This is a genomic window from Staphylococcus cohnii subsp. cohnii (assembly GCF_002902365.1).
GTDB lineage: Bacteria > Bacillota > Bacilli > Staphylococcales > Staphylococcaceae > Staphylococcus > Staphylococcus cohnii.
In genome coordinates this window covers 106,403-130,527 of the sequence record NZ_PPQC01000025.1, presented here as the reverse complement: position 1 = coordinate 130,527, position 24,125 = coordinate 106,403, and the positions used below count along the sequence as shown (strand labels likewise).

The 24,125-nt window shown below is 32.8% G+C and carries 24 protein-coding genes; 22 read left to right on the top strand and 2 right to left on the bottom strand.

Features of this window, described 5'->3' with window-relative positions:
• Positions 1–34: 34 nt before the first annotated feature.
• A complete protein-coding gene (locus CD032_RS05290) occupies positions 35–1,315 on the bottom strand; it encodes a replication-associated recombination protein A (protein ID WP_103211245.1) in 1,281 nt (426 codons plus the stop codon).
• An 86-nt stretch (positions 1,316–1,401) separates the two neighbouring features.
• On the opposite strand from CD032_RS05290, the gene cymR reads away from it, so the two are divergent.
• The 3 genes from cymR (at position 1,402) to CD032_RS13070 (ending at position 2,330) form a co-directional block, all read left to right on the top strand.
• A complete protein-coding gene (gene cymR / locus CD032_RS05285; RefSeq protein ID WP_019469423.1) occupies positions 1,402–1,821 on the top strand; it encodes a cysteine metabolism transcriptional regulator CymR in 420 nt (139 codons plus the stop codon).
• Between the two features lie 129 nt (positions 1,822–1,950).
• Positions 1,951–2,133 (top strand): CsbD family protein, encoded by a 183-nt coding sequence (locus CD032_RS05280; RefSeq protein WP_040030019.1) that lies wholly within the window; start codon positions 1,951–1,953, stop codon positions 2,131–2,133.
• A 35-nt stretch (positions 2,134–2,168) separates the two neighbouring features.
• Positions 2,169–2,330 (top strand): hypothetical protein, encoded by a 162-nt coding sequence (locus CD032_RS13070; protein ID WP_019469421.1) that lies wholly within the window; start codon positions 2,169–2,171, stop codon positions 2,328–2,330.
• A gap of 81 nt (positions 2,331–2,411) precedes the next feature.
• On the opposite strand, the gene CD032_RS05275 is transcribed toward CD032_RS13070, so the two are convergent.
• The gene (locus tag CD032_RS05275) at positions 2,412–3,413 is read right to left on the bottom strand and encodes an LLM class flavin-dependent oxidoreductase (RefSeq protein ID WP_103211244.1); all 1,002 of its coding nucleotides are present in this window, start codon (positions 3,411–3,413) and stop codon (positions 2,412–2,414) included.
• A 288-nt stretch (positions 3,414–3,701) separates the two neighbouring features.
• Here CD032_RS05275 and sal point away from each other — a divergent pair, with 288 nt between their 5' ends.
• From sal to pxpA, 19 genes are all read left to right on the top strand, one after another.
• Positions 3,702–5,333: a Sal family ABC-F type ribosomal protection protein gene (sal, locus tag CD032_RS05270; protein ID WP_019469419.1), complete on the top strand. Its 1,632-nt coding sequence runs from the start codon at positions 3,702–3,704 to the stop codon at positions 5,331–5,333.
• Between the two features lie 60 nt (positions 5,334–5,393).
• A complete protein-coding gene (locus CD032_RS05265) occupies positions 5,394–6,536 on the top strand; it encodes a cysteine desulfurase family protein (RefSeq protein WP_019469418.1) in 1,143 nt (380 codons plus the stop codon).
• Positions 6,537–7,649: a tRNA 2-thiouridine(34) synthase MnmA gene (mnmA, locus tag CD032_RS05260; RefSeq protein WP_103211243.1), complete on the top strand. Its 1,113-nt coding sequence runs from the start codon at positions 6,537–6,539 to the stop codon at positions 7,647–7,649.
• A 197-nt stretch (positions 7,650–7,846) separates the two neighbouring features.
• On the top strand, positions 7,847–8,512 hold the full coding sequence (locus CD032_RS05255; RefSeq protein ID WP_040030022.1) for a tetratricopeptide repeat protein: 666 nt from the start codon (positions 7,847–7,849) through the stop codon (positions 8,510–8,512).
• Between the two features lie 4 nt (positions 8,513–8,516).
• Positions 8,517–10,904, top strand: a complete 2,388-nt coding sequence (gene recD2 / locus CD032_RS05250; RefSeq protein ID WP_040030023.1) for an SF1B family DNA helicase RecD2 — start codon at positions 8,517–8,519, stop codon at positions 10,902–10,904.
• A gap of 299 nt (positions 10,905–11,203) precedes the next feature.
• Positions 11,204–13,834: an alanine--tRNA ligase gene (alaS, locus tag CD032_RS05245; RefSeq protein ID WP_046467732.1), complete on the top strand. Its 2,631-nt coding sequence runs from the start codon at positions 11,204–11,206 to the stop codon at positions 13,832–13,834.
• A gap of 67 nt (positions 13,835–13,901) precedes the next feature.
• Positions 13,902–14,162 carry an IreB family regulatory phosphoprotein gene (locus tag CD032_RS05240; protein ID WP_019469413.1) on the top strand — a complete coding sequence of 87 codons (261 nt, stop codon included), beginning with the start codon at positions 13,902–13,904 and terminating at the stop codon, positions 14,160–14,162.
• Between the two features lie 3 nt (positions 14,163–14,165).
• On the top strand, positions 14,166–14,594 hold the full coding sequence (gene ruvX, locus CD032_RS05235; RefSeq protein WP_019469412.1) for a Holliday junction resolvase RuvX: 429 nt from the start codon (positions 14,166–14,168) through the stop codon (positions 14,592–14,594).
• Between the two features lie 16 nt (positions 14,595–14,610).
• Positions 14,611–14,937 (top strand): DUF1292 domain-containing protein, encoded by a 327-nt coding sequence (locus tag CD032_RS05230; protein ID WP_019469411.1) that lies wholly within the window; start codon positions 14,611–14,613, stop codon positions 14,935–14,937.
• A gap of 634 nt (positions 14,938–15,571) precedes the next feature.
• On the top strand, positions 15,572–16,213 hold the full coding sequence (locus tag CD032_RS05225; RefSeq protein ID WP_040030025.1) for an O-methyltransferase: 642 nt from the start codon (positions 15,572–15,574) through the stop codon (positions 16,211–16,213).
• The gene (locus tag CD032_RS05220) at positions 16,210–17,133 is read left to right on the top strand and encodes a peptidase U32 family protein (protein WP_019469409.1); all 924 of its coding nucleotides are present in this window, start codon (positions 16,210–16,212) and stop codon (positions 17,131–17,133) included. The genes CD032_RS05225 and CD032_RS05220 overlap by 4 nt, the downstream gene beginning before the upstream one ends.
• 14 nt (positions 17,134–17,147) lie before the next feature.
• Positions 17,148–18,416, top strand: a complete 1,269-nt coding sequence (locus tag CD032_RS05215; RefSeq protein ID WP_019469408.1) for a peptidase U32 family protein — start codon at positions 17,148–17,150, stop codon at positions 18,414–18,416.
• Positions 18,416–19,039 (top strand): uridine kinase, encoded by a 624-nt coding sequence (gene udk / locus CD032_RS05210; RefSeq protein ID WP_019469407.1) that lies wholly within the window; start codon positions 18,416–18,418, stop codon positions 19,037–19,039. Before CD032_RS05215 ends, udk begins: the two co-directional genes overlap by 1 nt.
• A gap of 25 nt (positions 19,040–19,064) precedes the next feature.
• The gene (greA, locus tag CD032_RS05205) at positions 19,065–19,541 is read left to right on the top strand and encodes a transcription elongation factor GreA (protein ID WP_019469406.1); all 477 of its coding nucleotides are present in this window, start codon (positions 19,065–19,067) and stop codon (positions 19,539–19,541) included.
• A 284-nt stretch (positions 19,542–19,825) separates the two neighbouring features.
• Complete coding sequence (gene pxpB, locus CD032_RS05200) at positions 19,826–20,557, top strand: 5-oxoprolinase subunit PxpB (RefSeq protein WP_019469405.1); 732 nt, start codon at positions 19,826–19,828, stop codon at positions 20,555–20,557.
• Positions 20,547–21,554: a 5-oxoprolinase subunit C family protein gene (locus CD032_RS05195; protein ID WP_103211241.1), complete on the top strand. Its 1,008-nt coding sequence runs from the start codon at positions 20,547–20,549 to the stop codon at positions 21,552–21,554. Before pxpB ends, CD032_RS05195 begins: the two co-directional genes overlap by 11 nt.
• Positions 21,554–21,988, top strand: a complete 435-nt coding sequence (locus tag CD032_RS05190; RefSeq protein ID WP_019469403.1) for an acetyl-CoA carboxylase biotin carboxyl carrier protein — start codon at positions 21,554–21,556, stop codon at positions 21,986–21,988. Before CD032_RS05195 ends, CD032_RS05190 begins: the two co-directional genes overlap by 1 nt.
• Before the next feature lie 20 nt (positions 21,989–22,008).
• A complete protein-coding gene (locus CD032_RS05185) occupies positions 22,009–23,367 on the top strand; it encodes an acetyl-CoA carboxylase biotin carboxylase subunit (RefSeq protein WP_019469402.1) in 1,359 nt (452 codons plus the stop codon).
• Entirely contained in the window at positions 23,367–24,125 is a 759-nt protein-coding gene (gene pxpA, locus CD032_RS05180; protein WP_019469401.1) for a 5-oxoprolinase subunit PxpA, read from the top strand. The genes CD032_RS05185 and pxpA overlap by 1 nt, the downstream gene beginning before the upstream one ends.

The window sequence follows — 24,125 nt, the reverse complement described above, 5'->3', positions numbered from 1 at the left end:
ATGTGTCAACGCGGTTGTTTGATATGGTTGTAAATTAATTTTTATTTTGTTGCGCCTTATTGATATTGTCAAAAATAGATTTAAGCTGTTGTTCAGTTTTTGATGTTGTTTTAGGCGTATAGTAAATTTTGTTTTTTAATTTGTCTGGCAAATATTGTTGTGGTATAAAACCATTGTCATAATTATGAGGATACTTATAGCCTATCGCTCTACCCAAATCTTTGGCGCCTGAGTAATGCCCATCTTTTAAATGATCAGGAATTTGTCCTACATGACCTTTACGAATATCTGACAGTGCTGCATCGATAGCAGTGATTCCAGAATTAGATTTAGGTGACAGACATAATTCAATTACCGCTTGACTCAAAGGAATTCTTGCTTCTGGAAAACCGAGTCTTTCAGCAGATTCGATCGCTGCTAAAGTACGTTGTCCAGCACCTGGCGAAGCTAAACCTATGTCTTCATAACTAATAACTAATAATCTTCTGACAATAGTAGGTAAGTCTCCAGCTTCTATCAAACGTGCTAAATAATGCAATGCTGCATTAACATCACTTCCTCGAATTGATTTCTGAAATGCACTCATCACATCATAGTGCATGTCGCCATCTTTATCACTGACAAAAGCACCTTTTTGTAAGCAATCTTTAGCATCTTCCAATGTAATATGTCTTTGGTTATCAATCACTTCTGAACTGAATACGGCTAATTCTAAAGCATTCAGCGCACTTCTGACATCTCCTTGGCTTTGCGTTGTGAAATAATTCATCGCTTCTTCATCAATGACTGGATTGTATGAAGCTAGACCGCGTGATTCATCGGTTAGAGCTCTCTCTAAAGAAACTTTTATGTCGTTTTCATCTAATGGGTATAGCTCAAAGATTTGTGCTCTTGATCGAATAGCAGGATTAATTGCATGATATGGATTTGAAGTTGTAGCACCAATTAATACAATTTTTCCATTTTCAAGATGTGGCAATAAAAAATCTTGCTTCGCTTTATCTAAACGATGAATCTCATCTAGTAATAGAATGACTTGTCCAGACATTTTTGCTTCTTCAACTATGAGTTGCATATCTTTTTTTGTATTAGTTACAGCATTTAGTTGGCGGAATTTAAATTGGGTACTGCCTGAAATAGCTTTAGCAATACTCGTTTTGCCAATTCCAGGGGGACCATAAAAAATCATGGACGATAATCGTTTGGTATTGACCATTCTGCGTATAATACCTTTGTCACCAACTAAATGATCCTGTGAAATGATCTCATCAATATTATTTGGTCGCATTCTTGAAGCGAGTGGTTCGTTCGTCACAATCTTTCACACCTTTCTAATATTATCTTAACGTAAAAAATGATAGAATGTTAATATATAGTATTCGAATTAAGTGAGGTTATATAATGAAAATATCAACAAAAGGTAGATATGGCTTAACACTAATGATATCCTTAGCCAAAAAACAAGGGCAAGGATGTGTTTCGTTAAAATCTATAGCTGAAGAAAATAATTTAAGTGATCTTTATCTAGAACAACTAGTGGGTCCATTAAGAAATGCAGGTTTAATTCGAAGTGTTCGTGGTGCAAAAGGTGGTTACCAATTGAGAGTTTCAGCTGAAGAAATTACGGCTGGTGACATTATTCGTTTGTTAGAAGGACCAATTACATTCGTAGAAAGTATTGATTCTGAACCTCCTGCACAGAAACAACTTTGGATTAGAATGAGAGATGCAGTAAGAGAAGTATTAGATAATACAACATTGAAATACCTAGCAGATTATAATGAAACGAATAATTTAGATGGATATATGTTCTATATTTAAGATGTGAATAACATTGTTAATTAAACATTTTTTGACATTAATTGAAAATATTTAAAAAAGTTTGTTTTAAATGTTTATGACTTAAGTATTGTGGTATTTAATTAATACATTGCTAAGGAGGTATTATTTATGGCTGATGAAAATAAATTCGAACAAGCAAAAGGAAACGTTAAAGAAACAGTTGGTAACGTAGCCGACAATAAAGAATTAGAAAAAGAAGGCAAAGAAGATAAAAATTCTGGTAAAGCCAAAGAAGTAGTAGAAAATGCAAAAGATAAAGCAAATGAAGTTATCGATAAATTTAAAAAATAATAATCGTTAACTAATACTAAAAAGGTGGTTTTATTATGGCTGATTTCTTAAATAAAGCAAAAGAAACTGCAAAAAACGTTTCTGACAAATTAAAAGATACTGATAACGAAAAAGCAAAACAAGCATCTGAACAAATCGATAATTTCACTGGTGGCAGTGACGATAAAAAAGATGATAAAAAAGACGATAAAAAATAAAATTGTCTTAAAAGTTTAAGCTTTTTCGCTTAAATATAAAGAGGCCGAGTTTCTTACATAAGAACTCGGCTTTTTTTATATTTAATTTAGCGTTGTAATCATATTTTTAAGCTTACGATATGATTCGAGTTGTGCTTCCTGATCATAAATGTAACTAATAGCCATCAATTCATCTATTTCACCATATTCATTTATAAATGATTGTAATTTTTGTTTGACGGTATCTTCAGAACCAACAAGTGAACTTTGCATACGTTGTTTTGCTATTTCATACTCAGTAGGGGTGAGTAGTCCTCTTAAGTCGTCAGTAGGTGGTTGTACAGGTTGCATTCTTCCTCGAGTTATACTTACCATAACTTGAGCCTGTGTCGTTGCCAGATATTCTGCTTGAGCATCTGTATCAGCAACGATTGCATTTAAACAAACAATCACATATGGTTTGCTCAACACGTCCGAGGGTTCAAAAAGTTCTTTATAAATTTCAATTGCTTCTTTCATTTGTTGTGGTGCAAAATGCCCAGCAAAGACATAAGGTAATCCTTTGCGTGCAGCTAAGTGTGCTGAATCAGTTGAAGAACCCAATATATAAAGAGGAACGTTTTTACCAACTGCTGGATATGCACGGACATAAGTTTGTTGATTACCCGGTCCGAAATAAGTCGCAAGTTGTTCTACTTCTTCAGGAAATTCATAAACACCATTGTGTTGATCTCTACGTAAGGCACTCGCTGTCATCATATCAGTACCTGGCGCCCGACCTAGACCTAAATCAACGCGATTTGGAAATACAGTTTCCATTGTCCCAAATTGTTCTGCAACAACAAGTGGAGCATGATTAGGTAACATGATACCACCAGAACCTACTCTTATTTTAGCAGTATGTTCTAATGTATGTTGTATTAATAACGCAGTGGCTGAACTGACAAGGTTAGGTGCGTTATGATGTTCTGCAATCCAATATCTCTCATAATCCAGTTCTTCTAAATTTTGTGCTAATTTAACCATATCGCTAATTGCATCTTGATCGGTTTGACCTTCTCTAATAGGAACGAGATTAAGCGCAGATAATTTTAAATCGTTCATTACACGATGTCCTCCTTAAATATATTAATATATTGCAGTATAACAGTCTAAATAAAACTTGCGTAAGAAATTGCTCACTGTTATACTGTATGAAATTAAAAAAAGTTAGGTGGTCTTATTAAGACAATGGATATATCTCATAAGAACAATCAAAACAGTTTATTTAATCAAAAAGTAATATATGGGATACGATTATGTCTTAATAAAAAGTGATCAGGAAAATACCTAACATATATAATGTTCGGATGGTTAAGGCATATCGTATCTCTTGAGAAAGAGGGAATTGGTATGTCTTTTTATTATGTTCAAAAGCCATTTGAAAAATTTGGTAAAAAATTAATTAACTCTGTAGAAATTCAAATTGATAAGGGCGAACATGTTGCAGTGATTGGTAACAATGGCGTAGGGAAAACAACATTGTTAGAAGCAATAAAGATGAAATATCAAGATGAAGCTTATTTAATGCATCAAAATATGTCTGTTTATGAACACTTAACAGGAATAGACTATGTAATGGCTATAAATCCTGAATTGCTGCAGATAAAACAGAAGATTAAAAGTAATTATAAGTATATTGCTAATTATAGTGCATTAAATGGTTACGAATTCGAACAAAGTATTATTACGCAAGCGAATCAAATGAATTTAACAGAAAAAGATTTAGAAAAACAAATTCAAGATTTAAGTGGTGGTCAACAAACACGACTGGCATTATTAAAAGCATTCATGTCAAACAAACCATTGATCTTACTGGATGAACCCACGAATCATTTAGATATAGAAATGTTGGAACAACTGATTAGAAAAATTCAAAAATCAAAACGTACGATTGTTTATGTATCACACCAGCGTGATTTTATCGATCAAACAGCGACGCATGTCATTGAAGTAACATCTGAAAAAACGAATAAATATCATGGTAATTATTCCAAGTACCGTGAAATTAAAGATTTAACGTTACAAACACAACAAAATATGTACGAAAAGCAACAAAAAGAAATAGCAGAACTTAATCGCACGATACAACGAATCCAAACATGGCATCATTCAGCACAACAAAAAGCAAGTGTCCGTAGCCCTATTGAGCAGAAGAAGCTCAGTAAGTTAGCTCAAAAGGCTAAAGTAAAAGAAAAACAAATGACCGAAAAATTAAATGAGAAGACGATAAATCAGCCAGATAATGAACAAAAACATTATCACTTTAATCATCAAGATCGTTTACGCAAACGCTTTTTAATTCATTTTGAAGACTTCAATGTTGCTATAAATGAACATCATATATTTGAACATGCTCATTTTGAAATGAAACAAAAAGAAAATATTTTAATTACTGGGCTAAATGGGAGTGGTAAATCACTTTTAATTGCAATGATCAGACAAAAGATACTTCCAAATCAAGGAAATATAAAAATCACGCCTTCACTAAAAATTGGATATTTTGATCAGACAAACAAAAACTTAAATGAAGCAGAATCTCCACTTTCCATGCTATTAACTACAAATAAAATATTACGAAGTGAGGCACAAACTATTTTAGCTTCATTTGGTTTTAATGAAGAAAAAATTAATGAACCAATTGGTCAATTATCTATGGGCGAGAAAAGTAGATTTCAATTTGTACTACTGTATTTCTCTGGCGCCAATTTATTAATTTTAGATGAGCCAACTAATTACTTTGATATTTCAACTCAGGACTTAATTTTAAATATGATAAAAAGTTTTAACGGTCAAGTATTAGTTGTAACACATGATGCGTATTTTCAATCTAGATTTAAAGCGACACACTGGGAAATCAAAGATAAAAAATTATACAACTTAACGTTAAATCATATGACAAAATCAAATGTAGACGAAACATTAGCATTGTTAGATGAATATGAAATGATAGATGAAAATGGACATTTTGAAACAGACAACTAGAAAATTTAAATAGATGGTGCTATCATTGGAACATTGATAAATTTGTAAGGAGTGTCAAACATGGAAGTATATGCAGATTACGCTGCTACAACGCCAGTTAAACAGCAAGTAATAGATAAAATGATGGAAGTCTATACAACGCATTACGGTAATCCGTCCTCTATTCATAGTATAGGTAGAGATGCACGTAAATATTTAGATGAGTCTCGTCGTTTCGTAGCAAAGCAACTCAATGCTAAGCCGAGTGAAGTAATCTTTACAAGTGGAGCAACAGAATCTAATAATACAGCGATTAAAGGTATTGCGTATGCAAATCAAGATAAAGGCAAGCATATTATTACAACTAAAATAGAACATCATTCAGTACTCCATGTTTTTGAACAATTAGAAAAAGAAGGTTTTGATGTAACATACCTTGATGTAGATGTGGAAGGCTTGATATCGTTAGAACAATTAAAAAGTGCATTAACTGATGAGACGATACTCGTTTCAATCATGTTTGTTAATAATGAAATTGGTACAGTACAACCAATGTATGATATTGATGAAATTGTAAGTCATTCAAATGCCATATTTCATGTAGATGCGGTACAAGCAATCGGCCACTTAGACATAGATTTTCATGAATTTGATATCGATGCAATGAGTATTACAGCACATAAATTTGGCGGGCCAAAAGGTATCGGAGTTTTACTAATAAAAACAGGTACAACCGTCAAGTTTCCACAATTAGGTGGAGAACAAGAAGTGAAAAGAAGAGCAGGTACAGAAAATGTTCCCCAAATTGTAGGGTTGTCTGAAGCTTTAAAACTAGCAAATCAGTATAGAGATGAAAACAATGTCCATTTGATGAATTTGAAAAATCAATTTCTTGTTTCATTACAAGAACGATCAGTTCCTTTTGAGTTAAACGGCTCAATGACAGACACTACAGGTCACATCGTTAATTTGTATTTTCCATTTATTGATGTAGAAACCATGTTAACCTTGCTAGATTTAGCCAATATATATGTAGCTTCTGGTTCAGCATGTACTGCAGGTTCCACATCGCCTTCACATGTTTTATTGGCAATGTATGGTGATGATACAAGAGCAAATCATTCTGTACGATTTAGCTTTAATGAACAAACGACCGAACAAGAAATAAAATATTTAGTTACTGAAATTCACAAAATTTATCATAAATTCAAGGAGGAAGTTTAGTTGTCAAATAAAGATACACGTGTTGTTGTTGGCATGTCAGGTGGCGTAGATAGTTCCGTTACAGCACATTTATTAAAAGAACAAGGTTATGATGTTATTGGTATTTTTATGAAGAACTGGGATGACACGGATGAAAACGGTGTGTGTACAGCTACGGAAGATTATAACGATGTCATAGCTGTATGTAATCAAATTGGTATACCATATTATGCAGTTAATTTTGAAAAAGAATATTGGGATAAAGTGTTTACTTATTTTTTAGATGAATATAAAAAAGGACGCACACCAAACCCCGATGTGATGTGTAATAAGGAAATTAAATTCAAAGCATTTTTAGAACATGCACTTAAGTTAGGTGCAGATTATGTAGCTACAGGTCATTATGCACGTGTACGTTGCCATGAAGATGGACATGTTGAAATGTTGCGCGGTGTTGACAATAATAAAGATCAAACTTATTTCTTAAATCAATTATCACAATCTCAATTATCAAAAGTAATGTTCCCGATAGGTGATATTGATAAAAAAGAAGTTCGTAGAATTGCTGAAGCACAAGATTTAGCTACCGCTAAGAAAAAAGATTCTACTGGTATTTGTTTTATTGGTGAACGTAATTTCAAAACATTTTTATCTCAATATTTACCTGCACAGTCTGGTGAAATGCAAACATTAGATGGTAAAAAAATAGGCACACACACAGGATTAATGTACTATACAATAGGACAACGTCACGGTTTAGGTATTGGTGGAGATGGTGATCCTTGGTTTGTTGTAGGCAAAAATTTAAATGAAAATGTCTTATATGTAGAACAAGGTTTTCATCATGAAGCCCTTTATAGTGATTATTTGATTGCTTCAGATATTTCATTTGTTAACCCTGTTGATCTAGAAAATGGCTTTAAATGTACAGCAAAATTTAGATATCGTCAAAAAGATACAAAAGTTTTTGTTCAAAGAGAAAATGATGATGCGATTCGCGTAACATTTGATGAACCTGTACGCGCAATCACTCCAGGTCAATCAGTTGTTTTATATGATGGTGATGTATGTCTAGGTGGCGCTACTATAGATGATGTATACAAAACATCAGGTCAATTAAGTTATGTTGTTTAAACAAATAAATTAATTATCTTGGCAAATAGTAAATAACAATGATTTATTGTTAATTAAATATAAAGTTTTATAGATGAACATGTTTTGAGGAGTAAGCGTACAATATCAAATTTAAATTTTTGATTTGTCACTTACTCCTTTTTTACTGTTTTTTCATTCTTAAATGTTATAATAAGACGTTGAGAGAGAGGGATAGCATGAATCAAGAACAAATTTATACGCTGATAAAACAAGGTAATTTTGAGCAAGCTTTAGCAGCACTATTTGAAAATATAGAAGCAAACCCGAATGAAGTCGAAAACTATATCAATGCAGGTATTTTAATAGCTGAAGCGGGTGAAATAGATAAAGCAGAAAAATTTTTCCAGAAAGCACTAACCATCGACCCAGAAAATGGTGCTGTTTATTACAATTTAGCTAATGTCTATTACAATGAGGGACGTTATAAAGAAGCGGTTAAATTATATCAACAAGCCTTGCAATATAAAGTGGACGAAATAGATACAAATTACATGATTGGTATGTCTTTTAACCAGTTAGAAGCTTTTACAGAAGCACTTCCCTTTTTAATGACTGCCGCTGAAAAGGATAATCGCAATGATGTAGAAGTACAATTTCAGTATGGACTAGTGTTGTGCCACTTAGAAATGTATGAACAAGCCGTTTCACAATTAAAGTATGTACTCACATTAGATGAAGCCCATACGGATGCTTTATATAACTTAGGTTTAGCAACCTATATGTTAACTGAAGATACTGAAAGCGCCATAGAATATTTTGAACGTGCAGTTTCTATCAACCCAGAACATTTGATGAGTCAACATGCCATCAAAACGTTTAAATCAATTGCAGAGGAGGAGTAATTACATGGATAACCCTACATTATTTAATAATTCAATGATTAAAGGTACTGTAGATGCTATCTTGTTTCAAAACAAAGACAATTTTTATACTGTTTTAAAAGTAGATACGATAGAATCTAATGAAGAATTTGATTCTATGCCTACAGTTGTAGGGTTTTTTCCAGAAATTGCTGAAGGCGATGTTTATACTTTTAAAGGACAAGTCGTTTCACATCCTAAATATGGTAAACAGTTAAAGGCTGAAACGTTTGAAAAAGAGTTACCTCAAACAAAAGAAGCTATAATTAGCTACTTATCTAGTGATTTATTTAAAGGCATAGGTAAAAAAACAGCTCAAAATATTGTAAACACACTTGGAGAAAATGCAATTTCAGATATTTTAAATGACTCATCTATTTTAGAAAAGGTACCTAGTTTGCCAAAGAAAAAGCAAAAGCAAATCGCTGAACAAATTGCGAGTAATCAAGAAACAGAGCAAATCATTATTCGATTACATGATTTAGGGTTTGGGCCTAAACTCGCGATGGCAATCTATCAAGTTTATTTAGGCGATACACTCAATATTGTAGAAAACAAACCCTATCAATTGGTTTACGATGTGAAAGGTATCGGCTTTAACAAAGCAGATACTTTAGCACGAAATGTGGGTATTCAGTATAACGATGATGAGCGTTTAAAAGCTGGTTTATTGTATGTATTAGAAGAAGAATGCATTAAGCAAGGTCACACATACTTGCCGACACAAACTGTATTAGAAATGACACAAGAAATGTTGTCGCAACCACCTAATGAAGTGATTGAACATCAACAGTTAGAAAATATGATTCAAGTCCTTGTTGAAGATACTAAATTAGTAAAACAAGAAAGTGAAATAGCAATTCCTAGTTTATATTATTCGGAACTTAAAAGTGTTCAAAACTTATATCGTAATTACACATATACGAATAAATTAAAAGAAATAGAACAATCTGAATTACAATTAGAAATTGGTGAAATAGAACAACGTAATCAGGTTACATATGCAAATTCTCAAAGAGATGCGTTACAAACTGCAATCAATACTAAAATTATGCTGTTAACTGGCGGACCAGGAACAGGAAAGACAACTGTGATTAAAGGTATTGTTGAATTATATGCAGAAATACATGGTTTATCTTTAGATTATGATGATTATCAAAATGATGACTATCCAGTTGTATTAGCAGCCCCGACAGGTAGAGCTTCAAAACGATTGGCAGAATCTACGGGCTTGGAAGCTATGACGATACATCGGTTAATAGGTTGGAACCAAGACACACAACCAGAGGATATTTTAGATAATGAGATTTCAGCGAAATTAATTATTATAGATGAAATGTCAATGGTCGACACTTGGTTATTTCATCAATTCCTTAGTGCCGTCCCAATAGATGCTCAAGTCATATTAGTAGGTGATGAAGACCAATTGCCTTCTGTAGGCCCAGGTCAGGTTTTTAAAGATCTCATTGATTCTAAAGTAATCCCCAGAGTGAATCTAACTGAAGTTTACCGACAACAAGATGGATCTAGTATCATAGAATTAGCACATAGAATGAAATTGGGTGAACCTATCGATATTACACAAAGATTTCACGATCGTAACTTTATCAACTGTTCAACAGATCAAATACCTTCAGTAGTTGAAAAGGTGGTTTCAAGCGCTGTAAATAAAGGTTATGATATGAGTGATATACAAGTATTAGCTCCGATGTATAAAGGTTCAGCGGGTATAAAAAAATTAAATGCTGTATTGCAAACAATTTTAAACCCTAAAGAGAAAGAAACACGTGAAGTTGAATTCGGGGATGTTGTCTTTAGAAAAGGAGATAAAGTACTACAACTAGTAAATAGACCAAGTGATAATATATTTAATGGTGATATTGGAGTGGTTGTTGGTATATTTTGGGCAAAAGAAAATGCCTTAAATAAAGATGTGATTGTCGTTGATTTTGACGGAAATGAAATTACTTTTGTAAGGCAAGATTTATTGGAACTAACACATGCATATTGTACGTCTATTCACAAATCACAAGGTTCCGAATTTCCAATCGTTATTATGCCTATGGTTAAGCAATATTTTAGAATGCTGCAAAAACCAATATTATATACTGGACTAACAAGAGCTAAGCAATCACTGGTGTTTCTGGGGGACCCACAAGCTTTCGAAATCGGTTTAAATACAAATGGTCAAGTGAGAATGACACAGCTTTGTACGTTCTTAAAAACGTATTTTAATAATGATGATCGAAATGATGAAGATGAAGTTGATGATACATTTGATTCGACGACTGTTTTAACAGAAGAAAATATATATAAAATTAATCCTATGATTAATATGGGAGATATTTCACCATATGATTTTGTTGAACATTGACAACGTAGGTTAAAGTAAATACAATATAATTGATTGTGCATAAAGATGAGTAAACTATGGTAGTCGACAAGAGATGTACTGGTTGGTGAAAAGTACAGGTAGCATAGTTGAAAGCTACTTTATGTTAAATAATAAATATACTTATTTAAAGTGATAAGCGAAATTAGTAATCATTATTAATGCTTATAACTAGGGTGGTACCGCGAAACGTTCGTCCCTTTTGATAGGATGGACGTTTTTTATTTTCTTTTTTATCAAATAACTGATATAACTTGAGTTGAGATGGAGGAATTTTAAGTATGAAAAACTTAAAAGCAAGTGAAATTAGACAGAATTTTATTGATTACTTTGTTGAACAAGGACATATGGTTGAACCTTCTGCACCATTAGTACCTATAGATGATGATTCTTTACTATGGATTAACTCTGGTGTTGCGACATTAAAAAAATATTTTGATGGCCGAGAAACACCTAAAAAGCCTCGTATTGTTAATTCTCAAAAAGCTATAAGAACTAATGACATTGAGAATGTTGGCTTTACAGCTAGACATCATACCTTTTTTGAAATGTTAGGTAATTTTTCAATTGGTGATTATTTTAAAAAAGAGGCTATTGAATTTGCTTGGGCATTTTTAACGAATGAAAAATGGATGGCTATGGATCCAAAACGATTGTATGTAACGATACATCCTGAGGACAGAGAAGCCTATAAAATATGGAATGAAGACATAGGTTTAGAAGAGAGTAGAATTATTCGTATAGAAGGAAATTTCTGGGATATTGGTGAAGGACCTTCTGGCCCTAATACTGAGATATTCTATGACCGCGGTGATCAATTTGGACAAGATGATCCTGCAGAAGAAATGTATCCAGGTGGTGAGAATGAAAGATTTTTAGAGGTTTGGAATTTAGTATTTAGTGAATTTAACCATAATAAAGATCATACGTACACACCATTACCAAATAAAAATATTGATACTGGTATGGGGCTTGAAAGAATGGCATCTATAGCGCAAAATGTTCGTACAAACTACGAAACTGATTTGTTTATGCCAATCATTAATGAAGTAGAAAAAGTTTCAGGTAAAAAGTATCTTGAAAAAGATACTTATGTTGTAGCATTTAAAGTCATTTCTGACCATATACGCACAATTTCATTTGCAATCGCTGATGGTGCATTACCAGCAAATGAAGGACGAGGATATGTATTGCGTAGACTTTTACGTCGTGCTGTAAGGTTTAGTCAATCATTAGATATTAATGAACCATTTATGTATAAATTGGTTGATATCGTTGCAGATATAATGGAACCTTATTATCCGAACGTTAAAGAAAAAGCTGATTTCATCAAACGCGTGATCAAATCGGAAGAAGAACGTTTCCATGAAACACTGGAAGAAGGTTTAGCGATATTAAATAATTTAATTGCAAAAGCAAAATCAACGACAAATGAAATCAGTGGTAAGGATGCATTTAAATTATATGACACATATGGTTTTCCAGTCGAACTTACTGAAGAAATTGCAACACAAGAAAACCTTTCTGTTGATATGAATACTTTTGAAGATGAAATGCAAAAACAACGTGATAGAGCTAGACAAGCTCGTCAAAACTCTCAATCTATGCAAGTACAAAGTGACATATTGAAAAAAATAACAACAGAGAGTCAATTTGTAGGTTATGACGTCATGGATCAAAAAACGTTTATTACTGATATCATTTATAATGGAAATTTTGTAAACGAAGCCGAAGCTGGAGAAATCATTTATTTTATTTTAAAAGAAACGCCATTTTATGCAGTGAGTGGTGGACAAGTAGCAGATGAAGGTACAATAAGTAATGAACAGTTCGAAATCAAAGTTACTGAAGTAACCAAAGCACCTAATGGACAAAATTTACACAAAGGTGAAATACAATTTGGAACTGTTAAAAAGAATGACGAAGTGCTTGCTAGTGTAAACCATGTTGAACGAAGAGATATTAAAAAGAACCACAGCGCAACACATTTATTACATGCAGCATTAAAAGAAGTACTTGGAGATCATGTTAATCAAGCAGGTTCACTTGTTGAAGCGGAGAGATTAAGATTTGATTTCACGCATTTCGGACCTTTGACTCAAGATGAAATAGATCACGTTGAGCGAAGAGTTAATGAAGAAATTTGGAATAGTATAGATGTGAATATACAAGAAATGCCTATTGCTGAAGCTAAAAAATTAGGTGCGATGGCATTATTTGGTGAAAAATATGGCGACGTCGTTCGAGTTGTCAATATGGCACCATTCTCCATTGAATTATGTGGAGGTATCCATGTTAATAATACTTCTGAAATAGGTTTGTTTAAAATAGTGAGCGAATCAGGTACAGGTGCTGGTGTGAGACGTATAGAAGCATTTACTGGAAAATCAGCATTTTTATATTTAGAAACAATACAAGAACAATTTAATGCGGTGAAAGCACAAGTTAAAGTGAAATCAGATGATCAAGTTTTAGACAAGGTTATCCAAATGCAAGTGGATGAAAAAGAATTATCTAAGCAACTTGAACAAAGAAATAAAGAAATCACTACATTGAAAATGGGTGATATTACAAATCAGGTAGAAGATATTAATGGATTTAAAGTACTTGCAACTGAAGTTGAAGTCGCAAACGCAAAAGCGATTCGTGAGACAATGGATGACTTTAAATCTAAGTTGCAAGATGCTATTATAATTTTAATCAGTAACATAGATGGCAAAGTATCTTTAGTAGCTACAGTTCCAAAAGAATTAACAGACAGTGTAAAAGCTGGTGACATTATTAAAAACATGGCACCTATTGTAGGTGGTAAAGGTGGCGGCCGCCCAGATATGGCTCAAGGTGGGGGCACTCAACCTGAAAACATAACAGAATCATTACGTTTCATTAAAGATTACATTAAATCTCTATAAGTTCTACGTTTTGTAATGTAGAATTAACAATAAGTACTTTTTAGTCGATATGAAGGAGTGTTACAAAATGGAAAACTTTGATAAAACAATGAAATTTAATTATGACGAAATTCCAAAAGAAGATGTCAAAACAGTACTTCAAAATGTCTATAACACACTGAATGAACGTGGCTATAACCCTGTAAATCAAATTGTCGGTTATTTATTATCAGGTGATCCTGCGTATATTCCACGTAATAATGAAGCTAGAAACCAAATTCGTCGTATTGATCGCGACGATATCATGGAAGAATTAGTTTCAAATTATTTACAAGAGAACTCAAAGTAATTAATGCTAAAACATAAAATTTTAGGTTTAGATGTAGGAAGTAAAACTGTTGGCATTGCTATAAGTGATCTCATGGGTTGGACAGCCCAGGGATTAGATACACTCCATATAAACGAAGATAAGAATGAACTAGGTATAGACAGACTAGTAACGATCATAGAGAAAGAAAAAGTTGGTACGGTTGTCATAGGTTTGCCAAAGAATATGAATAATTCTATTGGATTTCGAGGCGAAGCTTCGTTACAATACAAGGAGCAACTGCAGGAAGCATTGCCATCTGTAGAGATAATCATGTGGGATGAGCGTTTAAGTACCATGGCTGCAGAACGTTCTTTACTTGAAGCAGATGTTTCTAGACAAAAACGAAAAAAAGTAATAGATAAAATGGCTGCAGTATTTATATTACAAGGCTATTTAGATTCTATACAATAAAAAGGAGCGTTTTATAATGACTGAACACAACCATGAATCTGAATTTGAAATTAACAACCAAGAGGAATTATTAACTTTATATGATGAAGATGGAAACGAAGTGCTTTATCGAAAAGTATTAGAATTTTTCCATCCTGAATTTAAAAAAGAATATGTGATTCTTGCTGAAGAAGGAGCAGAATCAGATGATGACGATTTAATCGAATTAGTACCAATGATTAATGAACCCGACGAAGATGGTGAAGGCGGAAAATTCTTACCAGTTGAAACTGATGAAGAATGGGATATGATTGAAGAAGTCGTTAACACTGAAATGGACGACCATGATCATAACCATGAATAATATTTGGACTACACTAAAAATATACATTGATATATAAAGTGTGAATCTGAATTACAAATCGATTCGCTATTGTTTACACTTTGTCTTAGGTGACACTGTTTTTTTACCAATAATTTTACAAAAGCTAATTTGTAAAAAATCTGGTCATCGAGTATAAATATCATGTTATTAAACTGAATTTAAAAATTTCAGTTCATACTGTCGACAAGTTTCTAACTTTGTTGGCAGTTTTTTTGTATTCATTATGTCGGGTACTAACTCAACCTGAAATCTTAGACTAGTGTTATTTTACTCCAAAAGCCAACGCAAATGACTACACTATTTAATCCAAGAGCCTTCTGTATTAGTTTCTTATACACATTTAATATGTGAAATTGATGTAATATTCATTATAGCTACATAAACAAGTTAGTTATCACAATTTACACTTATAATATAAATGGCTTTGTGGTAAAATATATAAAGTTAAAATTAAATTTATGAGATAATTTCAAAGAATTATATAAAAGTGGTTCGTAATATAAGAACATATAGCTGTTGTTATTAATTGAAATACAATCAGTCATTATCATTGGCTGATTTATTTTATTTGTCAAAAACACTTTGAAATATTTACATTGAAGGAAGTTTTGAAATGGATAATAATCAATCATATTTATTAGAATTGCACAAAGAGAATGATATCGCTATTGAACAACTTAGACCATATGCTGTGGAACATCATGTTCCAATTGTGGATAGGCTAACTTTAGATATGATTAAGCAACTGATTAGAGTACATAAACCCAATCGTATTTTGGAAATAGGCACAGCAATTGGTTATAGTAGTATGCAATTTGCTTCTGTTTCTAAGGAAATAAAAGTGGTTACTATCGAGCGTGATGATGACATGCAATTAAAAGCCAAAGAAAATTTTACGAAATTTGGATATGAAACTCAAATTGAGTTAATTGAAAAAGATGCCTTAGAAGCTTTCGAAAACATACAACATCAATCATTTGATATGATATTTATCGATGCTGCGAAAGCACAATCAAAAAAGTTTTTTACTTTGTATGCGCCTTTACTCAAAGAAGGTGGAATAGTAGTTACAGATAACGTTTTGTATCATGGTTTTGTTTCTGATATTTCCGTAGTGAGAAGTAGAAATGTTAGACAAATGGTAAAAAAAGTACAAGAATATAATGAATGGCTGATGGCTCAACCTCATTTCAGAACTAATTTCCTTAATATGGATGATGGTCTAGCTATTTCGATTAAAGGAGAATCAAAATGACAGAATTATTAGTAACGCCAAAATCTGTTAAACATATTGAGACATTAATTGAAAAAGGTGCAGATGCTTTTGTAATTGGCGAGCAAAAATTCGGCTTAAGATTAGCAGGAGAATTCAACAGAGAAGCGTTGATAGAAGCAGTGGAATTAATACATAAACATGGTAAAAAAGCCTATGTGGCAGTAAATGGTATATTTCACAATTATCATTTAAATGCACTAAAATCATATATAGATTTTTTACACGAAGTAAAAGTTGACCGCATTATATTTGGTGATCCAGCGGTAGTTATGTATGTAAATGAACAAGAAAACCCAATTCCATTAAATTGGGATGCAGAAGCATTAGTCACAAATTATTTCCAATGCAACTATTGGGGTGAAAAGGGGGCGCAACGCGCGCAACTAGCTAGAGAATTAAGTTTAGATGAAATATTAAATATAAAGAAACATGCAGATGTAGAGATTGAAGTACAAGTACATGGTATGACCTGCATGTTTCAATCAAAACGCATGTTATTAGGTAACTATTTTACTTTCCAAGAAAGACAAATGAAAATTCATCGAAACAAAGTAGCTAATGAGTTGTTATTATATGATGAAGAACGTGATAACAAATATCCTGTTTTTGAAGATTACAATGGAACGCATATTATGTCGCCCAATGATATATGTTTGATTGAAGAGTTAGAACAGCTTTTAGCAGCCAATATTGATGCATTCAAGATTGACGGTATATTACAAACCGAAGAATATATCAATGTTTGTACAGAACAATATAGAGAAGCAATTGATTTATTCAATGAAGATCCAGAAGCTTATGATGATGAAAAATTTATGCTCGTAGATCCGATTGAAGCTATTCAGCCTGAACATCGTCCATTTGATGAAGGATTCTTGTATAAGCAAACAGTATATTAAGGGAGGTTTAAATAATGAAATTATTAGAAAAAGTTGAAAGCAATACTAATAATAAGATTAAAAAACCTGAACTACTTGCCCCAGCAGGTAATTTAGAAAAACTCAAAATAGCAGTACATTATGGTGCAGATGCTGTATTTTTAGGTGGACAAGCGTATGGTTTAAGGTCCAATACGGATAATTTTACGATGGAAGAAATCAAAGAAGGTGTGACATTCGCACAGCAATATGGGGCGAAAATTTACGTTACAACTAATATTATTGCACATGATGAAAATATTGCGGGTTTGGATGAATATTTAAAAAATTTAGAGTCAGCCGGTGCCACTGGTATTATTGTTGCGGATCCACTAATCATTGAAACATGTAAGCGCGTAGCGCCGAATTTAGAAATTCATTTATCAACACAACAATCACTTTCAAATTATAAAGCTGTAGAATTTTGGAAAAATGAAGGGTTAGATCGTGTAGTATTAGCACGTGAAACAGGTGCTATGGAAATGAAGAAAATGAAAGATAAAGTAGATATTGAAATTGAATCATTTATTCATGGTGCAATGTGTATTGCGTATTCTGGTAGATGTACATTAAGTAATCACATGACAGCTCGAGATTCTAATAGAGGTGGTTGTTGTCAAAGCTGTAGATGGGATTATGACCTATTGGAAATTGATAAAGACGGTGATTTAGATTTATATTATGAAGAAAATGCAGTGACACCTTTCGCAATGAGTCCAAAAGATTTGAAACTTATAGAGTCAATCCCTAAAATGATGGATATTGGTGTGGATTCACTTAAAGTTGAAGGACGCATGAAATCAATACATTATATTGCAACTGTTGTATCTGTATATCGCAAAGTCATCGATGCTTATGCAGAAGATCCTGATAATTTTAAAATTAAGCCAGAATGGTTAACTGAGGTGGAAAAATGCGCTAATAGAGACACTGCTTCAGCATTTATTGAAGGCACACCTGGTTACGAAGAGCAAATGTTTGGGCAACAAAATAAAAAAAACTCGGCTTATGATTTTTGTGGATTAGTTCTTGGTTATGATGAAAAAACCAAACTCGCTACGATTCAACAGCGTAATAAATTTGAGCCTGGGGAAGAAATAGAGTTTTTTGGTCCTGAAATTGATACATTTAGACAAGTTGTTGACACTATTTATGATGAAGAAGGTAACAAACTTGATGCTGCACGACACCCATTGCAAATTGTGCAAATTAAAGTTGATCATCCAATTTATACCAACAACATGATGAGAAAGGAAATTGGATAATGAAACGTACGACTATTATTGGAATCGCTGGTGGTTCTGGTTCAGGTAAAACATCAGTCACAAACGAAATTATGAAAAATTTAGAAGGCCATAGTGTTGCATTATTAGCACAAGACTATTATTATAAGGACCAATCGCATTTAAGTTTCGAAGAACGTTTAGAGACCAATTATGATCATCCTTTTGCTTTTGATAATGACTTATTAATAGAAAATTTAAACGATTTGAGAAATGGTAAACAGATTGAAGTACCAACATATGATTATACAAATCATACTAGAAGCGATGAAACGATTGCATTTAAACCAAAAGATGTTATTATCGTAGAAGGCATATTTGCGCTTGAAAATAAAACGTTAAGAGATTTAATGGATGTCAAAATTTATGTTGATACCGATGCAGATTTACGAATCTTACGTCGCTTACTTCGCGATACAGAAGAAAGAGGTCGTACAATGGATTCTGTTATAAATCAATATCTAAATGTAGTTCGCCCAATGCATAATCAATTTATAGAACCTACAAAAAGATATGCAGATATTATCATTCCTGAAGGTGGAAGTAATAAAGTTGCGATCGATATAATGACGACAAAAATTCAGACTTTAGTAAGTAAACAATAGTATTTTAGTAAAGGAAGATGACAATATGGAAAACCAAAAACAATACCCTATGACACAAGAAGGTTTCGAAAAGCTAGAAAATGAACTAGAAGAGTTAAAGACGGTTAAGAGACCAGAAGTCGTTGAAAAAATAAAAGTAGCCCGTTCTTTCGGAGATTTATCTGAGAACTCTGAGTATGATGCTGCTAAAGATGAACAGGGATTCATCGAACAAGACATCCAAAGAATTGAGCATATGCTACGTAATGCACTTATAATCGAAGATACAGGTGACAACAATCAAGTACAAATTGGGAAAACTGTAACTTTTGTAGAATTACCGGGTGAAGATGAAGAAGAATATCAAATTGTTGGATCTGCTGAATCTGATGCATTTAATGGTAAAATCTCAAATGAATCACCAATGGCTAAAAGTTTAATTGGTAAAAAATTAAACGAAGAGGTTCGTGTGCCACTACCAAATGGTGCTGAAATCAATGTGAAAATTGTAAATATCAAGTAATATTAAAATCCCGTTAACAACCAATGTTAGGGGGATTTTACACTTTATAAATAAAAATATATACTTATCTTCAACTATTTGATAAATTTATATCATTGATACAATTATTGAAATATTAAGATAATTTAGAGCTGATTTGTATTTAACAATAGTAGTTAATTATCAACAATTATAACTATTTTTAATTAAACATAGTCTCTCAGTTAATGATACAATTATAATGTTGTACACATATTAATGTTTGAAAAATAGTTTAATGTATATACTACAAAGGGGGAAAAATGTTGGAATATAAATTAATCAACGAAGAGACAATTATGATTTACTTTGAACAACAAATTGATCCTTCGACATTTAAGGAAGTACAAAAAGTTGAAAAGTATATTAAAGATCAGCAACATGAAGCTATTATTGAAATTATACCTTCTTATCGAGCAATAATGCTACATATAGATATTACTAAACAAAGTTTAGCGAAAGTTGTTAATGAACTGAATCTAGAACAATTAAACAAACTGGATTTTGATGAAAATTTAAATGAAGTAAAAATCATTAGTTTACCAGTACTTTATGGTGGTAATTATGGTCCGGACATTCAAGAAGTAGCTACACATAATCAATTATCAATAGAAGAAGTAATTAAGTTACATACAGAGAATACATATTTAATTTATATGCTTGGGTTTATGCCAGGTTTTCCATTTTTAGGTGGATTAAATTCAAAGCTAGCTACTCCTAGAAGAGAAGAACCAAGAACAAGTATTCCAGCAGGTTCAGTTGGTATTGCGAATAATCAAACAGGCTTATATCCAAAACAATCTCCAGGAGGTTGGCAAATCATCGGCCGTACACCAATTACGGTATTTGATATTTTAAGAACGCCTATGTGTTTATACGAATCAGGAGACTATATAAAATTCTATTCTATAGATGAATCAACGTTCGAACAAATTGTTGAAGCACAACAAGGTGAATTTGATATTGAGAAATGGGTGAAAATTCAATATGAGTATTAAAATTATTAATCCAGGTTTATTTAGTACGATTCAAGATTTAGGAAGAATCGGTTATCAAGACCAAGGATTTTCTACTGCAGGTGTATTGGATCAATATGCTTATAGAACTGGACTAGCGTTAATTGGTAATGAAGGGCCAGCGATTGAATGTACTATTATTGGCCCAACGATTGAATTCTTAGAAGATAATACATTTGTATTAATAGGTGCTGAGTTTAACGCAACCATTAACGATATATCTATTGATGAAGCTACTGTAATAGCAGTAAAAAAAGGTGATGTATTGAAAGTTGGTCAAGTTATTAATGGGGCCAGAGGATACTTATTATTTGGTAAACCTTTGAAAATTCAAAAAGTTGCAAATAGCTATGCTACTCATACACGAAGCCAAATTGGTGGTTTTAAAGGGCGACCATTAAAATCTGGTGATATAATAGAGTGTGAAAATAATCATTCGTATACACGTCATCTTGGTTTGAGTTTACTTATTGATGTCACAGAGGTTAAAGAAAACACTATTCAAATCATCGAGGGGCCTCAAATTGAAAACTTTAGCCAAGAAGCGCAACAAAAATTAGTGGCCAATGAATTTAAAATATCAGAAAAGTCAGACCGCATGGGCTATCGATTACAAGGTGAAACGATTTCACCAACCACATCGGCAGACATAATATCAGAACCTGTTGCCTTAGGCAGTATACAAGTTCCAAATGATGGTAATCCTATTATTTTATTAAATGATAAACAAACAGTAGGTGGCTATACAAAAATAGCGACTGTTTGTGCATCTGATTTACATAAATTAGCTCAAATGCAACCCAATGATACGATTCGTTTTGAATGGACTACAATCGATGAAGCAGTTAAAAAATTAGAGCAACAAGAAGAAGCATTTAAAAATACAATTAAAAGTATTTATGAACAACCTATTTTTGATGTTACACAATTGAGAAATACATCTATACGCATTAATCATTTATTGAAAGGGGAATTATAATGAATTTTGAAAAAGTAGAGCAATTAATTAAAATCGTAAAAGATAACGGGGTTAAAAAATTTAATTATAAAGATTATGAAAATGAAATAACGATTGATTTTACAGATAATACATCAGCATCGCCCGCGCAACAACAATTAGCTTCAAATAATGAATCAAGTTTAAATGGGCAAGATATATCAAATGAAGAACAATCAAATCAAGCTGTCAAATCACCTATGGTTGGTACGTTTTATTTACAAGATGAAAAAGAATTAACAAATCCACTCATTCGTGAAGGTGATGAAATTAAAAAAGGAGATACCATTGGTTACATAGAAGCAATGAAAGTAATGAATGAAGTGAAAAGTGATGTGGATGGTGTTGTAGACACTATACATGTCAATCACGGTTCAAATGTTGAATATGATCAAACAATTATAACTGTGAAATAAGTTTAAAGGGGGTATTTGAATTGTATCGTTGTTTAATTGCAAATAGAGGAGAAATTGCTGTAAGAATTATTCGTGCATGTAGAGAAATGGATATTGAAACTGTGGCTATCTATGCTTTAGGGGATGAGTCAAGTCTACATGTAAGTTTAGCTGATCAAGCGATATGTATTGGAGAAGCCAATGCATTGGATAGCTATTTAAACCAAGACAGAATCATTAGTGCTGCAAAAATAAGTGGTGCGAATGCAATTCATCCAGGGTATGGTTTTTTATCAGAAAGCACTTCATTTGCTAAAAATGTTGAAGAAAATGGTATTTATTTTATAGGACCAACTGATCAAACCATGGAAATGATGGGTGATAAAATAACAGCACGACAAACAGTTGATCAAGCGAATGTACCAATCATACCTGGTTCTACTTCTGCAGTAGAGACAATTGAAGAAGTTAAAGAAATTGCGCATGACATTGGTTACCCACTTGTATTAAAAGCTGCCAGTGGTGGTGGCGGTAAAGGTATAAGAATTGTCAAAGCAGAAGAAGCCTTGGAAAAGTCATTTAAAGAAGCAAAAAGTGAAGGGCAAAAATATTTTAATGATGATCGTGTATATGTGGAAGCATTTATACCTGTAGCTAAGCACGTGGAAGTACAAATACTAGGAGACGGTAAAGATAATTACATACACTTAGGTGAGCGTGATTGCTCAGTTCAGAGAAAAAATCAAAAATTAATTGAAGAATCACCATGTGCTGCATTATCCGAAAATATGAGAGCATCTATGTGTAATGATGCTGTAAAAGTGGCTAGAGCATCTAATTATAGAAGTGCAGGTACTATCGAATATTTAGTGACAGAAGATGCTTATTACTTTATTGAAATGAATGCGCGTATTCAAGTTGAACATACAGTAACTGAAATGAGAGCGAATCGTGATTTACTTCAAGCTCAGCTGTATTTAATGAAGTATGGTTCATTACCATTCAACCAAGATGAGGTACTGTTTGATGGACATGTCATTGAAGTGAGAATCAACGCAGAAAATCCTCAGAAAGGATTTCAGCCTTCTCCAGGTAAAGTAAAAGCGTTACATTTGCCACAAGGATTTAACGTACGTATCGATAGTTTGCTTTATCATGGCTATACGGTATCGCCAAATTATGATTCTCTTGTAGCGAAAGTTATCGTAAAAGCACCTAATAGAGCTTCGGCAATAAACAAATTAAAAGTAACATTGGATGAAATGGTAATTGATGGTTTTACTACCACAGCTGATTTCCTATATGCAGTTTTATCATATCCACAATATGCCAATGGTGATGCAAAAGATGTAGATATTAAATTTTTAGATAGACATCAAATAATTAAGGAGGAAGCATAATGAAAGTTGATTTGAACTGTGATTTAGGCGAAGCTTTTGGAAATTATTCATTCGGTGGAGACGATCAAATTATTCCGTTAATTACGTCAGCAAACATTGCATGTGGTTTTCATGCTGGTGACCAACATGTTATGTATCAAACGGTGGAATTAGCTAAAGCAAATGGTATTGGTATTGGCGCACATCCTGGTCTTCCAGATTTACAAGGATTTGGCCGTAGAAATATGGACTTGTCACCGAAAGAAATTTATGATATTGTCATTTACCAGCTCGGTGCATTAAGTGGATTCTGTAACGTTCACCAAGTTAAAATAAATCACGTAAAACCACACGGTGCACTGTATCAAATGGGTGCACGTGATAAAGCAATCGCACATGCGATTGCTCAAGCTGTATATGATTTTGATGAATCATTAATTTATGTTGGATTATCAAATACACTACTTGTTACAGAAGCGCAAGCTGTTGGTTTAACTACGGCTTCAGAAGTGTTTGCAGATAGACGTTATGAAGATGATGGTCAATTAGTGAGTAGAAAAGAAAGTGAAGCCTTAATAACTGACACAGAAGAAGCCATTGAACAAGTTGTTAAAATGGTTAAATCACAAAAAGTAATTACGAAAAACAACAAAGAAATTGATATTCAAGCAGATACAATTTGTGTTCATGGAGATGGTGAACATGCACTAGAATTTGTTACAAAAATAAGAGAAAGATTATCGAAAGAAGGCGTTTCTATATCTAAGCTGGGAGGCTAA

Bases quoted from the DNA above. Each gene is read 5' to 3' on its own strand.
- cymR (WP_019469423.1), top strand. From the start codon at position 1,402: ATGAAAATATCAACAAAAGGTAGATATGGCTTAACACTAATGATATCC.
- CD032_RS05280 (WP_040030019.1), top strand. From the start codon at position 1,951: ATGGCTGATGAAAATAAATTCGAACAAGCAAAAGGAAACGTTAAAGAA.
- CD032_RS13070 (WP_019469421.1), top strand. From the start codon at position 2,169: ATGGCTGATTTCTTAAATAAAGCAAAAGAAACTGCAAAAAACGTTTCT.
- CD032_RS05275 (WP_103211244.1), bottom strand. From the start codon at position 3,413: ATGAACGATTTAAAATTATCTGCGCTTAATCTCGTTCCTATTAGAGAA.
- sal (WP_019469419.1), top strand. From the start codon at position 3,702: ATGTCTTTTTATTATGTTCAAAAGCCATTTGAAAAATTTGGTAAAAAA.
- CD032_RS05265 (WP_019469418.1), top strand. From the start codon at position 5,394: ATGGAAGTATATGCAGATTACGCTGCTACAACGCCAGTTAAACAGCAA.
- CD032_RS05255 (WP_040030022.1), top strand. From the start codon at position 7,847: ATGAATCAAGAACAAATTTATACGCTGATAAAACAAGGTAATTTTGAG.
- recD2 (WP_040030023.1), top strand. From the start codon at position 8,517: ATGGATAACCCTACATTATTTAATAATTCAATGATTAAAGGTACTGTA.
- alaS (WP_046467732.1), top strand. From the start codon at position 11,204: ATGAAAAACTTAAAAGCAAGTGAAATTAGACAGAATTTTATTGATTAC.
- CD032_RS05240 (WP_019469413.1), top strand. From the start codon at position 13,902: ATGGAAAACTTTGATAAAACAATGAAATTTAATTATGACGAAATTCCA.
- ruvX (WP_019469412.1), top strand. From the start codon at position 14,166: ATGCTAAAACATAAAATTTTAGGTTTAGATGTAGGAAGTAAAACTGTT.
- CD032_RS05230 (WP_019469411.1), top strand. From the start codon at position 14,611: ATGACTGAACACAACCATGAATCTGAATTTGAAATTAACAACCAAGAG.
- CD032_RS05225 (WP_040030025.1), top strand. From the start codon at position 15,572: ATGGATAATAATCAATCATATTTATTAGAATTGCACAAAGAGAATGAT.
- CD032_RS05220 (WP_019469409.1), top strand. From the start codon at position 16,210: ATGACAGAATTATTAGTAACGCCAAAATCTGTTAAACATATTGAGACA.
- CD032_RS05215 (WP_019469408.1), top strand. From the start codon at position 17,148: ATGAAATTATTAGAAAAAGTTGAAAGCAATACTAATAATAAGATTAAA.
- udk (WP_019469407.1), top strand. From the start codon at position 18,416: ATGAAACGTACGACTATTATTGGAATCGCTGGTGGTTCTGGTTCAGGT.
- greA (WP_019469406.1), top strand. From the start codon at position 19,065: ATGGAAAACCAAAAACAATACCCTATGACACAAGAAGGTTTCGAAAAG.
- CD032_RS05195 (WP_103211241.1), top strand. From the start codon at position 20,547: ATGAGTATTAAAATTATTAATCCAGGTTTATTTAGTACGATTCAAGAT.
- CD032_RS05190 (WP_019469403.1), top strand. From the start codon at position 21,554: ATGAATTTTGAAAAAGTAGAGCAATTAATTAAAATCGTAAAAGATAAC.
- pxpA (WP_019469401.1), top strand. From the start codon at position 23,367: ATGAAAGTTGATTTGAACTGTGATTTAGGCGAAGCTTTTGGAAATTAT.